12 protein-coding genes are annotated in these 14,780 nt (G+C 49.8%); 3 read left to right on the top strand and 9 right to left on the bottom strand.

The window, feature by feature from the left end; translation table 11 throughout:
- The first annotated feature begins 4 nt into the window (after window positions 1-4).
- Window positions 5-517 (top strand): DinB family protein, encoded by a 513-nt coding sequence (locus DRJ53_RS00505; RefSeq protein WP_123893266.1) that lies wholly within the window; start codon window positions 5-7, stop codon window positions 515-517.
- Between the two features lie 298 nt (window positions 518-815).
- On the opposite strand, the gene DRJ53_RS00500 is transcribed toward DRJ53_RS00505, so the two are convergent.
- The gene (locus DRJ53_RS00500; protein ID WP_114234394.1) at window positions 816-2,966 is read right to left on the bottom strand and encodes a carboxy terminal-processing peptidase; all 2,151 of its coding nucleotides are present in this window, start codon (window positions 2,964-2,966) and stop codon (window positions 816-818) included.
- Window positions 2,967-3,603: 637 nt separating this feature from the next.
- Between DRJ53_RS00500 and DRJ53_RS21205 the strand changes: the two genes are divergently transcribed.
- On the top strand, window positions 3,604-3,774 hold the full coding sequence (locus tag DRJ53_RS21205) for a hypothetical protein (protein ID WP_155523186.1): 171 nt from the start codon (window positions 3,604-3,606) through the stop codon (window positions 3,772-3,774).
- 206 nt (window positions 3,775-3,980) lie between these two features.
- Here the strand turns inward: DRJ53_RS21205 and DRJ53_RS00495 are convergent, their stop codons facing one another.
- Window positions 3,981-4,412, bottom strand: a complete 432-nt coding sequence (locus DRJ53_RS00495) for a response regulator (protein ID WP_114233630.1) — start codon at window positions 4,410-4,412, stop codon at window positions 3,981-3,983.
- Between the two features lie 515 nt (window positions 4,413-4,927).
- On the opposite strand from DRJ53_RS00495, the gene DRJ53_RS00490 reads away from it, so the two are divergent.
- Complete coding sequence (locus tag DRJ53_RS00490) at window positions 4,928-5,263, top strand: four-helix bundle copper-binding protein (RefSeq protein WP_114233629.1); 336 nt, start codon at window positions 4,928-4,930, stop codon at window positions 5,261-5,263.
- A gap of 171 nt (window positions 5,264-5,434) precedes the next feature.
- Here the strand turns inward: DRJ53_RS00490 and DRJ53_RS00485 are convergent, their stop codons facing one another.
- The 7 genes from DRJ53_RS00485 to DRJ53_RS00455 form a co-directional block, all read right to left on the bottom strand.
- The gene (locus DRJ53_RS00485; RefSeq protein ID WP_114233628.1) at window positions 5,435-5,641 is read right to left on the bottom strand and encodes a heavy-metal-associated domain-containing protein; all 207 of its coding nucleotides are present in this window, start codon (window positions 5,639-5,641) and stop codon (window positions 5,435-5,437) included.
- 21 nt (window positions 5,642-5,662) lie between these two features.
- On the bottom strand, window positions 5,663-8,083 hold the full coding sequence (locus tag DRJ53_RS00480; protein WP_114234393.1) for a heavy metal translocating P-type ATPase: 2,421 nt from the start codon (window positions 8,081-8,083) through the stop codon (window positions 5,663-5,665).
- Between the two features lie 110 nt (window positions 8,084-8,193).
- On the bottom strand, window positions 8,194-9,384 hold the full coding sequence (locus DRJ53_RS00475) for a DUF3179 domain-containing (seleno)protein (protein WP_114233627.1): 1,191 nt from the start codon (window positions 9,382-9,384) through the stop codon (window positions 8,194-8,196).
- A 7-nt stretch (window positions 9,385-9,391) separates the two neighbouring features.
- Window positions 9,392-9,943 (bottom strand): carboxymuconolactone decarboxylase family protein, encoded by a 552-nt coding sequence (locus DRJ53_RS00470; RefSeq protein WP_114234392.1) that lies wholly within the window; start codon window positions 9,941-9,943, stop codon window positions 9,392-9,394.
- 90 nt (window positions 9,944-10,033) lie between these two features.
- Window positions 10,034-10,588 carry a carboxymuconolactone decarboxylase family protein gene (locus DRJ53_RS00465; RefSeq protein ID WP_114233626.1) on the bottom strand — a complete coding sequence of 185 codons (555 nt, stop codon included), beginning with the start codon at window positions 10,586-10,588 and terminating at the stop codon, window positions 10,034-10,036.
- Between the two features lie 72 nt (window positions 10,589-10,660).
- Entirely contained in the window at window positions 10,661-11,908 is a 1,248-nt protein-coding gene (locus DRJ53_RS00460; protein WP_114233625.1) for an MFS transporter, read from the bottom strand.
- Between the two features lie 108 nt (window positions 11,909-12,016).
- Window positions 12,017-14,776: a TonB-dependent receptor gene (locus DRJ53_RS00455; protein ID WP_114233624.1), complete on the bottom strand. Its 2,760-nt coding sequence runs from the start codon at window positions 14,774-14,776 to the stop codon at window positions 12,017-12,019.
- Between the last annotated feature and the right edge of the window lie 4 nt (window positions 14,777-14,780).

Here is a 14,780-nt window from a genome sequence, read left to right as displayed (position 1 = left end):
TACCATGCATCCTGTAAACCTGGCCCAGGTGCCTCCTTTTTACCACAAGTACATTGAAAAAGTGCAAGCTGCTACACTTCCGGAAGCTTTTGAACAATACAAGAATCATTTGCTACCGTTCGTTGCGGCCATACCTGAAGCTAAATGGGAATGGAGCTATGCTCCGGGCAAATGGACCATCAAAGAATCAGTGCAGCACATGATCGACACCGAACGCATTTTTGCCTACCGGGCCCTTGCTTTTGCCCGGCGCGATCCCAACCCACTTCCCGGCTTTGACGAAAATGCCTATACACCCGCATCGCGGGCCAACCGGCGCAGCAGGGCCAGCATGGTGACTGAGCTGGAAATAGTGCACCAAAGCACGGTAGCGCTTTTTGAAAGTTTTGATGCGGAGATGTTGGCCGGCAGCGGCGTCGCCAATGGCAATTCGGTTTATGTTGAGGGTATTGGGTTTATTATTGTGGGTCATGGGTTGCACCACCTGGCGTTGTTTAAAGAGCGGTATTTGATTTAGAGTTTTATTGTGACACAAGTTATTGCGAGGTACCCCTTGTCATTGCGAGGCGCAGGGGTCTTATTATGCAAACGGTGATTGGTACGCCGAAGCAAGCTCCTGATTATAAAAAACATCAAGTTCTATTGACTTTAGCGTCCGGATAGGCGTAGTTGCCGCGGTTTAGCTGGAGATTGCTTCGGCGCCACAGCCTTGTTCAAATTGCCGACACTACTGCGCCTCGCAATGACGCGGGACTCGGCAAACAAAAAGGGCGGTCTATGCAGACCGCCCTTTTTGTTTATTTACCAACGCGATATCAAAACGCTTTCACTTCTTTTTCTTTCTTCAACTGACCGCTGCGGGCCAGGTTTTGCTGGTTGCGGATATCGCCTACAATTTTCACAGCCTGGTCCAGGTAAATATCGCGGCTCAGGTTTTTCAGCCACTGGGCATAGCGTTCGCTGCGGTCTTTATCAGCAGTAAAACGCTCCTTATCCTGCGGCAGGTAGTTTACATTCATTGCCGATGCTTCGGGCAGCTTCAGCAGGCTATCAATCTGGCGCACCTTTTGGCGCAGCAGCTTTTGATCTGCCTTGTATTTATCGATCTGCAGCGGGTACTCGCGGTCGTTTTGCTTGCTCAGCCAATCGGTGGCCTGCTTAATGGTTTGGAACACCGGGTTTTGGCCTACTCTTGAATTGCTCAGGTTTTTGATGGTCTGCAAATCGTACTCGCCGTTCCAGGTTTTGTAACCGGCTTTGCTGATCTCGTCCCAAGCCAAAGCATTCGGATTGTCTTTTTCGCGGAAACGCAGGTACTCGTATTGGTCGGGAAGGACCACATCAGGCACCACGCCTTTCAATTGGGTAGAACCACCGTTGATGCGATAGAACTTTTGCAGGGTCAGCTTTACGCTACCGAGCTCAGAGTTCTGGTTCATGAAATCCTGCGGATCCAGGCCAATGCTGCGCTGCACCGTGCCTTTACCAAACGTGCTGGTGCTGCCGATTACCACGCCACGGCCATAATCCTGGATGGCGGCTGCAAAGATCTCGGAAGCCGATGCACTGAATTCATTCACCAGCACGGTCAGCGGACCATCGTACAGCACCGAACCATCACGGTCACGCATCACGGTAGGTTTGCCTTCGCGGTCTTTTACCTGAACAATCGGGCCTTCGTCGATAAAGAGGCCGGCCATCTGCACCACATCGTACAGCGAACCGCCGCCGTTGTTGCGCAGGTCAATCACGATGCCGTCGACTTTAGCGGCTTTTAATTTCATTACTTCCTTCGCTACATCCACAGCGCTACGGCTGCCGTTGGGATCGCTGAAGTTGGCGTAAAACTCGGGCAACAGGATGTATCCGATTTTGGATGCACCATTTTCAATGACTGCACTGCGTGCAAATACTTCGTCCTGCACGATTTTTTCGCGAATGAGGGACACAGTCTTCAGGGTGCCGTCCACTTTTTTCAAGGTCAGGCGCACCTCGGAGCCTTGTTTACCGCGAATCAGTTTTACCGCATCTTCCACGCCGTAGCCGGTAAGTTCCGCAGGCGTTTGTTCGCCCTGCGCTACTTTCATCACCACATCGCCCACTTCAATTTGTCCCGATTTCCAGGCCGGGCTGCCCGTAATAAGGCTGGCGATTTTAATGTTGCCATCGTCGTATTGCAGCGAAGCGCCAATGCCAAAAAATTCGCCGCTCAACTGTTCGTCGAAATAGCGTTTATCGGCCGGCGGGAAAAACTCGGTGTAAGGGTCCATCATCTGGGTGATGGTATTTACATAGATCGCAAACTTGTCGTCGTCGGAAAACTTGTAACGGTACCGCTCGAACACCCGGTTCATGGCACGCACCACTTTTTCGCGGGCTTCTTTTTCCAAAGTCGCATCTGTTTTATTGGCGGTGCTATCTTTTGCTTTGGAACGTTGTTCCTGCAACTCGGCATAACGCTCCAGTGTCATGTATTTCAGGCGTTTGCGCCAGGCCTCCTGCCGTTGGGCGGCATTTGCCGGGAACGGAATCTTTTTAGAATCGGCTACATAAACCTCGTCTTTGGTGAAATCGAACGGTTTGGCCAGAATATCAGTCACCAGCTTTTCGGCTTCGCCAATGCGCTTGTTGAATATTTTGGAAGCTTCGCGGAAAAAGGTAACCGGGGCACCTTTGATCTCATCATCCAACTTGGTTTCAAATGGGCGCAACGCTTCGATGTCTTCTTGCAAAAAGATGTTTTTCTCAGCGTCGAGTTCCTCCAGGTATTTCTGGAACACCTGCTTTGAAAACTTATCGTTGACGTCTTTGGGTTGGTAATGTCCCTGCCTCAGCATTTCGCCCACACTCTGCAAAATACGTTCGTATTTGGTGGGCGGGTCGGCTTTGCCGGTTGTTCCCAGGGTGCGGATGGTTAAGAAAATGCCGGCTGCCAGCATCAACAGCACTATTGGAAGTCGCTTCATGTTTGTTAGGTATTTTAAAGCCTGAGGCATGTATATCAAATTTAGGGCAAAAAAAGTGGCCAGCAGGAAATGAGGTATTGTTTATAACAAACGTTTTTGATGAACGGAAAACGGGGCGGACTGCCTCCTCTCGGCCAACTGTTTACCGGCGCAGCCTAGGCTATTCCGTACATTTTCGTGCCAGCTATAGGCAACACAAACTTTTTCGCAGGCGTGAAAAATGTTTCCAATGGAGTCGCCTCAATTTCGTCGCGGCTTCGGAAAATAAATAACAACACTTCATTTACGAAGAAGTTGTTGCAAAGGATGGGGCTTTTTAAGCTTCCGGATGAATTGAATGGAGCGAGGTTACAACACTAGGGTTTTTGTACAAAAACAATTATGCACATTGCTGGTTGACTTCAGTTTGATAAAATGCAAACGACCCGCAATTCTGCTTTTTTTACGGACACAATCCTGATCAACTCCATCACCCACCCGACCTTATTATCAATTTTTATAATGATGCTCCTCATAAAAATGCCGGCGCCGCTGCCGCAATTTTGTAGGGCAAAGCATCCCAACGAAACAAGTATTTCATGGGAAACAACATTGCATTGAAACCGTAAATAAAAAACTACGAAAACCAGGAGGGGTTATGAAAAGTGCAGTCTTATTTTTCCCGGACGCGATCAACCTGAAGGCGTTTGTGTTGGTTGAAGGGCTGAACGACGTGCAGCTCGGCAATGAGCAGTCCATACCCGTCAGCATCATCAGCGAAGCACAATTGGAGAAAGCGCTGACCATTTACGGCGCAATTTGGCAGTAAAACGAATTGTGCTGCCGATTGAATGAACTATTCATCGGTGGAGAAAATCGTTTCCAAATCCACAGAAACTTTATACTTCCAATAAAAATGGCGCAATACCCTGCACCTTTTTTTATGCACTTGCTTTTAAGTCTATAAATTCTATGGCTGCTGATGCAATTGCATTGCACCGTTTTGCATGTATATGGCTTTAGCTATCGATGCATTCAGGCAGCAGCGGCTTTTTCCTCGCAGCAATACTGCAGCATTTCGGTTACCACTTGCTTGAACGAGGCAACCGTGGAAGGCTTGGTGTAACAGCGGGCGCCCAAGTTTTGGAAAAAATAAAAATCCTGCTGGCTTATAGTAGTGGAAAGAACTGCCACCGGTATATGGTTGTAGGCCGGCTCCTGGCGGATCCGCATCAGCGCCTCACGGCCCGAAACCAGCGGCATGTTGTTGTCGAGCACAATCAGGCGGGGATGTTGTTCGAGGCGATGCAACGAGGAAAGATAGGCCAGCACGGCCTCGCCGTTGGGCACTTCCACCACCTGGTGCTGCACACCTAGCAGTGCTAAAACCTCGTTCATGATCATACGGTCGTCCATATCATCATCGGCATAAAGCACGGTGAATGGCTTTGCTGGTGCTGTTTTCATATTTCAATTGTTTTTACCCGTTTGCGTTGCCGCAAGCCGTTTTTCCAATCATTTCACAACAAGCATTTTGCTGCACAAGGAAATACTAAACTGCACATGGATGCAGCAGCGTTCTTGTGAAAAGCGTACTGACAATGTTAACTGCCAGCACAAATGCACGATGTTGTTGGAATGATGGAAAAGGATGGATGCACTTATGTGCAGTATTTGTTTTCGTTTGCAAAGTGTTGATGCAACGAATGGCCATTGGCCCTCTATTTCAACCTTTGCTTGTTAAAACTCGGCAACAGCATCCGCCGGTTACATGACCAGCGTCAGGAATGGCGCTGACATTATTATTTTTCTCAAAGTTTACCCTTTGCGGTTAGCCCGTCGGTTGAAGGACATTGGTTGTACGATTGAGATTGGAAAAGGTAGAGGGATCGTTGGGCGCCAAATAAAAAGATAGGAACTGACGGTGCGGCTGGTTCGGTTATTGTGCAACGGTTGTTTTAATAAACCCTAAAATATCGCTTATGCAAAGCAACTATCAACAATACCAAAGTTGTATCGACGCCTGTTTGCGTTGCGCTTCGGCCTGCCAGAATTGCGCCAGCTCTTGCCTGCAGGAAGAGCACCTGCACATGATGGCCAAATGCATCCAGCTGGATATGGAATGCGCAACCCTTTGCTATGCCGCGGCGCAGTTGATGAGCCTGGGCAGCGACCGTGCAAAAGAGCTGTGCCGCCTTTGCGCCGATGCGTGTGAGGCTTGCGCTGCCGAATGCGGCCAGCACCAGCACGACCATTGCCAGCAATGTGCACAGGCCTGCCGCGCCTGCGCTGAAGAGTGCCGCCGTATGGCTGCATAATGCGCAACAGGGTGCTGTTTATCATTGATGAAAAATAGAAACGTTTCAATCAACAACTTCGTTACAGCAGACGACTCTTGCAAATAATGGAAATAAAAAGGGAAGGTTCTTTGTTTATATCAAACAAACAGGCCAGGCGCTGCAATGTTTAATCCTGGTTTCGAACGCACATTATAGCTGCCCGGCCTTGAAGCCTGCTTTTTCAACCATGGATTGCACTGCAGTTGGCGGCAAAGTTGTTTCCACCGTAAGCACTTTTTGCGGGTTTGCTGTATCCACTTTCCATGTAACAAGTTCCGGTACGCTTTCAAGATGCGGTTTTACAGCGGCAACACACCCGCCGCAATTGATGTTTGTTTTGAATTGAAAGATGTTCATGTTCTTTTGTTTTCAAATTGTTTATAAACGTTGCCATTTCAGCCGCAGGCTGTTGGCCACCACACTTACACTGCTCAACGCCATGGCTGCGCCGGCAATCATTGGGTTGAGTAAAAAACCCGTAAATGGGTAGAGCAAACCGGCCGCAATGGGTATGCCAATAAGGTTGTATATAAAAGCCCAGAACAGGTTTTGCCGGATGGTGCGTACTGTTTGTTTCGACAACCGAAGCGCCTGTGGAATGCGGGCAAGATCAGATGTCATGAGCGTCATCTTTGCAACATCCATCGCTATGTCGCTGCCCTGTGCCATGGCAATGCTCACATCGGCCTGTGCCAGGGCCTGGCTGTCGTTGATGCCATCGCCTACCATGCCTACGGTTTTGCCCTGCTGCTGCAATGCTTTTACAAAAGCTGCTTTGTCCTGCGGCATGACCTCCGCTTTGTATTGCGCAATGCCCACCTGCTGCGCCACTGCGGCTGCAGTTTGTTCGTTATCGCCAGTGAACATATACACCTCAATGCCTGACTTTTGCAATGCCTCGATGGCTGCTTTGGACGATGGTTTTATTTGATCGGCAATGGCAATGGCTGCAAGCAGTTTCCCAATGCCTGCAAAAAACACGACCGTGTTTGCCTTTTCCCTTTGGTCTGTAGCCCATACATGGACAACTTCGGGAAACGCTATCCCATGATCTGCCAATAGTTGCCGGGTGCCCACCATGTAGGTTTGGCCATCGTAGTGCGCAGTGATGCCTTTGCCGGTGACCGACTGGGTGGCTGCTAATTTTACCGGCGAAGCGTCGCCTCTGAGGTGGGCCACAACTGCATCGGCAAGCGGGTGCTCCGATGCCTGCTCCAGGCTAAAAAGTATGTTGCGGTCCAATGCAGTTTTATCCAACCAAAATACATCTGTAACAACTGGCTTGCCTTCGGTGATGGTGCCGGTTTTATCCAGTACCAGTGTATCCATTTTGTGTGCCAGTTCCAGGCTCTCCGCATCTTTGATCAGGATGCCGTGTTCGGCCCCTTTTCCTACACCCACCATAATGGCAGTGGGCGTAGCCAAACCCAGCGCACAGGGGCAGGCAATCACCAACACCGTAACCAGTGCAAGGAGGCCCTGCGTCAGTCCGTTTTCGCCGCCCAGCAGCACCCATGCAACAAAGGCCAGCAGCGCAATGCCAATGACCACCGGCACAAATACGCCTGCAATTTTATCCACCAGTTTTTGCACCGGTGCTTTTGAACCCTGCGCCTCCTCCACCATTTTAATGATGTGTGAAAGCAGAGTTTCGCTGCCAACTTTTTGCGCCCTGAATTGAAAACTGCCTTTTTGGTTGATGGTTCCTGCAAACACTTTTGCATCGGCCTGTTTGATCACCGGTACCGGTTCACCGCTGATCATGCTTTCATCCACGTACGATTCGCCGCTGATTACCACGCCATCTACCGGAATTTTTTCACCGGGTTTTACCAGCAATAAATCGCCCACCTGTACTTGTGCGATGGGTAAATCCGCCTGGTGGCCGCCCTCATGAATTACAGTAACGGTGTTGGGCTGCAGCCCGATCAATTTTTTGATGGCGGAAGATGTGGAAGCCTTGGCCTGCTCTTCAAGCAGTTTGCCCAAAAGAATAAAAGCAATGACCACTGCAGCCGCTTCGAAATACACGTGGGCATGCAGGCCGCGCTGGTGCCAGAACTGCGGGTAAAGGGTATTGAACACGGAAAAAACATATGCGATGCCGGTACTCAGCGCCACCAGTGTATCCATGTTGGCTGAACGATACTTTGCCTGCTTCCATGCGTTGACAAAAAACTGGCGGCCAAAAATGAGTACCACCGGTGTGGCCAGCGCCCACATGATGTAATTGGCGTAAGGCATATCCATAAATACCATGCCGATGACTACCAGCGGAATGGAAAGGCCAACCGACCATGCGGTTTTGATCTTCAGGTTGCGGAGCTTTTGTTGTTGCAGTTCATCGAGTGCTTCCTTGGCTTCTTTGCTGTCTTCAATCACCAGGTCATACCCGATCGACTGGACACTGCTTTTCAACTGTGCGGGTGTAACAATGGTGGGCACATACTCTACCTGCAGCGAACTGTTGGCAAAATTGACACCGGCCGCTACCACACCCGGTTGCGCTTTTACCATGCTTTCGGCACTTGCGGCGCAGGAAGCACAACTCATGCCTGTTATGGGAAAAGTATTTTTAATTGTTTCCACGTCATAGCCCAAACCACGAATGGCCGTCACCAATTCCGGAAGCCCCTGCTGGTCTTCGGTTTCGATGACTGCCTTATGGTTGTTGAGCTCTACTTTGTGCGCCTTTACACCCGGCACTTTTGCAATGCCCTTGTCTACAATCAGCGCACAATGCTCGCTATCTACTCCGCTCAGCGGCAGTTCTATTATGTTGGGTTGTACCTTTTGCATGACCTCCAGTTTGTATCCTACAAAGGTCATGCAGCGGCGGAGTGGTGTTGTTACACTTTTATGGAAATGATGTGTAGGTTTTTGTGTGCAATTAATTTAGTAACCGGATATTACTGCGCTTTGTATTGCGCTGTTTGCGGCTGAAATTGTTTCCACGAATGCCAAAACTCCTGGTAAGCCTGCACTGGCTCCAGCCGTTCGCCTTTTAACACTCCTTCCATGCAATAACCATTCGGGGTCCAAACCGAACCGGTGTTGACGTCTTGCAATGTGCCACTGGCGGGCATTTTGGCAAACTGCAATACCCGCCCTTTCAGGCTCCTGTTCCATGCATGAAAAGAGTTACTGTCGCTATTCATTACCAGCAGCAGGGGCAAACCAGGCAACGAATCTTGGATCATTGATGATTGTTGCAATTGGTTCCAGTCGTAGGCTTTCACCTCGTCTTTGTGTTTTACACCGATCACCCATGACTTTTCTTTCCAGGATGCAGAATCGCGGCGTTCCAGGCTGCTTTTTATGGTACCGTTATCAAACAGCGCCAGGTCATCATAGTCTTTTGTAAAGGCGGCATCAGGCTGCAATACCAGCGACGAAGAATTTTCGTTTAACCATGCACGTAAGGTCATTTGCCGGGAAGGGAACTCGTACAGCTTACTGCCCTTTAATGGTCCGGCAACAGCCTCGCCGGTTGACTGCCGCCACCAGCTTCCGGTGCGCTGGTCTTCAAACATAGCATTGAAATGATCCATACCCACCAGGCGGAAGTTTTCGGGTTTGCCATCCACCTCTGGGCTAAATACCCGGCCGGTGCGGCAAACAGTGCAATAGGTGACCATCACAGGCGTGCCGCCCACCGTGTCGCGTACCTGGTGGTGGTAACCGATCAGTTGAACGGGATATGCTTTTGCCTCATTACCAATGTGCACGCCAATCACCAATTTATCAAGTGCTACCTTGTTTGCAGCCCTTGCTGCCATCACTTTTGTTTGTGGCTGGTAAAACATTTTATCGGCCTGGAAACGAAAGTTGAACAGGTAAAATGCCAGGGCATAAATAGCCAGTGCCGCGGTGAGCGATGCCTTTGCCCAACGGCCGCCGGTTGCAAAAACTTTCAGTGTCGGATACGCCAAAAAAACAAAGCCAGCTAAACGAAGCCACCCAATATTCTGATGCAGCCAATAAGCCAACGAAACCGTATCGGACTGCTGGCTTCCCGGAAAAGGCATGATGAAATACACCCTTAAAATTTCGGCCGCAAAAAGCACCAACAACCCAGCTACTAAGCATACTATTTTCATAGAAATTCTATTGAAAAAGGTTTGTGGCAATGTAGCCTTCCGCGGCACGCTGGGGTGCACGGTTCACATAAAAATTCCGGTCCTTAGGCGCCCATGTGCCCAGGCCATCCACATACCGGTTGAACATACAAAATGCGGCGGCAATCAGTACCGTGTCGTGCAATTCCCTGTCTGTTGCGCCATTGGCCTTTGCCGCCGCTATTTGTTCTTCGGTAACGGCTTTGCCACTGCGCTGAACCGATGCGGCTATGGCCATCAATGCTTTCATTTTGTCGGAAAGCGGAGCGCCCTGCGCATCCATTTTCATGTCATCAATTTCCTGGAGCGAACACTGCAGGTAATGCCCTGCCAGTGCACCGTGTACATTTTGGCAGAAAAAGCAATCATTGAGGTAAGAAACATAGGTGGCAATCAGCTCCCGTTCACCACGGCTCAAGGTATTATCATCATCGCGCAACAACACTTCCGCAAGTGCATTCAGCGGATGCGCTGTTTCGGGTCGGTAAGCCATTAATCCGCGGATACCGGGAAAGTCGTTAGACAGTTCGATATAGGCCATAAAGAATTGTTTTGTTGTAGCACCACCCAACACCAGTTCAGTGATTTTTTTGAAAGATGCCAGGTGGCTTGTTTAAAAAAATGTTTGCAACTAAACCCGTGCGGCTTGCTCCGGCATTACATACCCGAATTCGGCCATCCGCTTGCCCATGGGCTCGTATGCTGCTGGGTCTTGCGGTGTTAAACTTGCTAACCCATCTACATACCTGTTGAACATGGAGAATGTTGCCGCAATGAGCACTGTATCGTGCAGGTCGCGGTCGGTGGCGCCCAACTGTTTTGCGGCATCAATATCGTCCTGTTGCACTTCTTTTCCCAGCACCTGCACTTTGCCTGCAATGCGCAACAGTGCTTTTAATTTTTCGCTTAAAGGGGCTGTTTCCATGTCGGCCAACAGCGCATCTACAATCGGCGCGTCATTTTGCAACAGGCTGCGTGCAGCGGCAGCATGGCTGTTGGTGCAAAAAACGCAGCCGTTGCGGTGTGATACATAAGTAGCAATCAGTTCACGTTCGGCTGGGGTCAGCGGCGACTCGCCACGCAGCAGCACCTGCGCCAGTTGATACAGGTGCTGGCCGGCGTCGGGCCGAAACATTACCAACGAACGAATACCAGGAACATTTTCGGGAACATTAATATGGGCCATGATGTTTTATTTTAGTGTGCAATTATTTAATGACACAGTTTAATTTCCGGGTTGAAAAAGGAAAACGAAATATTATGGTGTAGCATCCGGCCGGAGCAAAACCACTGCTGCAAGACCGGCCACGAACACCAACGAAAAAAGGATCAGTGCATTGGCAAAGCCACCCAATGACGTAACCACCACACCGATAAACAAAACGGCTACAGCCGTAACCAGCCTACCAACATTGAAACAAAAACCAGTAGCCGAAGCTCGAATACCCGTGCTGAACAATTGCGGGATGTAAGACGACAAAACACCCTGGCTGGCGCCAAAGAAGAAAGCCAGGATGGCTATTTGTATAAACAAAACCGGCGTGATGCTGTAGTTGGCACTGAATAACAAAAAAGAAAGTGCGGCGCAAACCGAGAAGCAGGCGATCAATGAATAACGCGGACCAAAACGGTTGGTGATCCAGCCAGAGAAAAAGCCACCAGAAAGGCCGCCAATGCCGAGGCACATCATGCTCAACCCACGCTCCTGCTGCGCATCGGCGCTTGCAGCCATGGTTTGCACCCAGGTGGGCAGCCACGAAAAAATAGCCCAAAGCCCGATCAGCATGGCACCGAAAATGACGGATCCGGCAATGAGTTGGTGCTTGTGCTGCGGCGCAAACAACGGCGTGTGTGTTCTTTTATCTGCATTGCGCACATGCTCTTTCCACTTTGGCGACTCCTGCAGCAACCAAATGCCGGCAATGGCCAACACCAGCGGAATGATACCTACCATGAACCCCTGCCGCCACGACGCCACCATGTAATTAATGAGCCCCGCAGCAAAAATGCCCGTTGGAAATGCAATGGAAAGGAAACCGATAAATACAGCCTTGGTGCGTTGCGGCCACACTTCACTTAGCAGTGTAATTCCTAAAACCAGTACGCCTCCTACACCAAAGCCACTCAACAGCCGGCAGATCATAATAGCCCACCAGCTTTGTGCAAAGCCTGTAAAAATGGTAAATACGCTGTAGCACACCAGCGCTGCTACCAACGCTTTTTTGCGGCCGGTGCGGTCGCTGATGAGGCCCCAGGTAAAGCCGCCAAATGCCCACCCGCAGATAAACAGCGCATTGATGTATCCGCCGATGGTATTCAGTTTTTCCACATCGGCATCTCCCAATATATCGCGAACCACCACCGGCAGGTACACCGACATTAACGTAGATACGGTGCCGCCAACCACACCGGCAATAAAGCAACTGGCAAAGAGGTAAACGTGATACGCAGAAATGGTTTCCGCTTTTTCCCGGCGCATGGGCGGGTGTATCGAAATTGTTTGCATGGTTATTTTGTTAAATGTTGTATTACCGGCTATGCATGCCCGCTATACAACAATGAGTATTATGAAAAAAGAGTAACCGGCCGCACTTTGTGAGCCGGTTCCTTTATTCTATTTCAGCAATTCGTCGATGGTAAAGGAGAGGTAATACAAACCACCAATGGCAGGAGAGCCATAAGCCGTAACCACCTGGTTGTTCAGCAGGTTGCTGGCGCCCATTTTGATCATGGCTTTGTGCTTCGGCAGCTTTTTATTGATTTGCATGTCCACCAAGGAGTAGGCTTTTACCGGACCGGGCCGCATTCCATTGAACGGTCCATACCAATCAAATGCATCCTGCCAGTGCCAGGTAACATTGAAGCCAAAATTGCGGTGTACATCGGGGTTGCCAAATGTGAGGTTGGTGCTCCATTTCGGTGTGTTAAACGGCGCGACCTTGCTGGCATCTGCTTTACCCAAAATAAACGACGACCAAGTAACATTGCCGCCAACCGTGTAGCCTTTGGCTAAATTATACACAACACCCAGCGTGGAGCCTTGTGCCGCTGCCACATCCGATGCATTGGTATACAACTGAAAGTTTTGGGCACCGCCATTCAAGATGTCCGATGCTGCCTGCGCATTGATGTCGCCAGCGGTACCAATGTTGTGTTGGGGCCGCACCACAACTGCATTTAAAATAAAATTGGTGTACCGGCTGTAGTAATAATTGAAGTCCACCAGCAGGCGTCCTTTAAACATACCCTTATAGCCTACCTCGAAAGCATTTTGCTTTTCCGGCCCGATGTACGCATGGTTCGATTGCACCAATAAATTTTTAGTTGCAGCAATGGCCTGCTCCTGCGTTTTACCCGAACCTACTGCCGCAGCATATGCCCCAGTAAACTGACCAACAGATGCAGCCGTGAAAGAGTTCTCATACACATTCATGCCTTTGCTGTTGTTGGGCACGCCACCAAGAATGGTAATAGGCCCAGCATTGAGTTTAATGTACTGATCGATGGGTGTTGGATTTCTGAAACCAGTTTGAAATGAAGCACGCAGGTAGTGGTTGGTGGCCATCGTGTACACACCCGACAGGCGCGGCGTGAAGCTGCCCTCGAAGTTTTCGTTTTTATCGTAACGAATGGAAGCGGTCAGTTTCAATCTATCACCAAACAAGCTTTTGATGGCCTGTACAAATGCGCCATACTCGCTGATCGAAATCTTCTTGTCTTTATCATCGATCAGGGTGCCGTTGGTATGCATGTCGTACAGCCGGAAGCTGGCGCCGGCCAGCAGGCTCACCGCTTTTACCTGTGTAAACTCATGTTGTGCATCGGCGTGGTAAAATTTGTTGTGGCTAAAAATCCCTGCGCCTTCGGAGCCTACCCTTTTGGTTACGGCGTCCTTTACCTGGTTGAATCCTTCGGAGCCCGGCACCAGGCGGCCTGCATCGGCAAATGCCCGTGCCGCCGCATGGTTACCGCCCGTAACGCCGCTGATCGTTCCATTGAATGCAGCACCATACCGCGTAAACCAGGTAGCATCGGCAATGTTGGGTGCAACGGTTTTGCCACTCAGGTCCTGCACCCAAAAGCGGTTGATGAACTGGCCCAGCGTCCGGGAATTATAGCCGTTATCACAGATTTCCGCGGAGCGGTATACCCGCAAAAACGAGTTATTGCTGCGCAATTCTAGCCGGTGTGTTTGCAACAAAAAGTCGTTGATATTCATACGGGCACTGCTGGTAAATGCAGCGCGGGCCTGTCCACGGTTGTATTGGTAAATCAGCCGCAGGTTATCAGAGATTTTATAATGCAGTGATGCACTGGTTTTGAAGCTAAAAGTATTGTAGTTCATCAGGTCTTTTTCTTCATAACCGGTTCTGGAAACAAGGCCGATGCCAGGCAATGTGCGGGACACCTCATCGCCATAAATATTCATGGCATCGCGGCCGGGGTTATTTGGGCCGCGCCTATCGGGCGGCGTTTGGGCGCTGATGTCGGTGTAGTCACGGGCCTGCCAGTCGAGGCCATTGAAATAGCCCACATTCAGTTTAAATGCAAAACGGTCGTTGAAAGCTTTTGCATAACGGATGGCAATATCATTTACGCTATGCGGGTCCACTCCGCTTTCGCCCACATGGTTCACACCGGTTTTCAGGTGCACCGATAAGCCCTGGTATTTAAATGGATCTTTCGTGTTGATGCTGAGCATGCCATTGAATGCGGCCGGACCGTACAATGCAGAAGCTGCACCGGGTATCAGTTCCACGCTTTCTACATCAATATCGGAGGCGCCAAATAAGTTGCCCATTGGAAAATTAAGTCCCGGCGGCTGGTTGTCCACCCCATCAATCAATTGCAAAAAACGGGCATTGGATGTGCCGTTAAAACCCCGGGTGTTCACGGTTTTGATACCCAGGCTTGGCGAATACATCTCCATGCCTTTCAACACCTGCAATGCATCATAAAATGAAATGGCCGGCGCTTCCTGTATGGCTTTAAGGTTCATTTTTTCAATACTCACCGGCGACCGCAAAATGCTTTCCGGAACACGTGACGCCGTGGTAACTACTTCATTCAACATGCCTGAAGCGGGGCTTAACTGAATGGTAATATTTGTTGCTGAATTGTTTACAACAAATTCTGTTGTGGTAAAATTGACAGAAGAAACGACCAGTGTTACCGGCAGTTTTTTTCCGGCCAATGTGAAGGAAAAACGTCCCTGTTCATCGGTACTTGTACCCTGCGAACTTTGTTTCACGGTAATGCTGGCGTTAGCTATTGGTTGCGACCCGAAATCAGTAACAGTTCCCGAAATCTTCACTTCCTGGGCATGGAGCAGCAGGCCCTGCACCAGCAAGAGGAGCAGATATATTTTTTTCATGTTG

This window comes from Paracnuella aquatica (assembly GCF_003332885.2).
GTDB lineage: Bacteria > Bacteroidota > Bacteroidia > Chitinophagales > Chitinophagaceae > Flavisolibacter > Flavisolibacter aquaticus.
The sequence above is the reverse complement of the archived record's forward strand: the minus strand, read 5'-3'. Positions and strand labels throughout refer to the sequence as shown.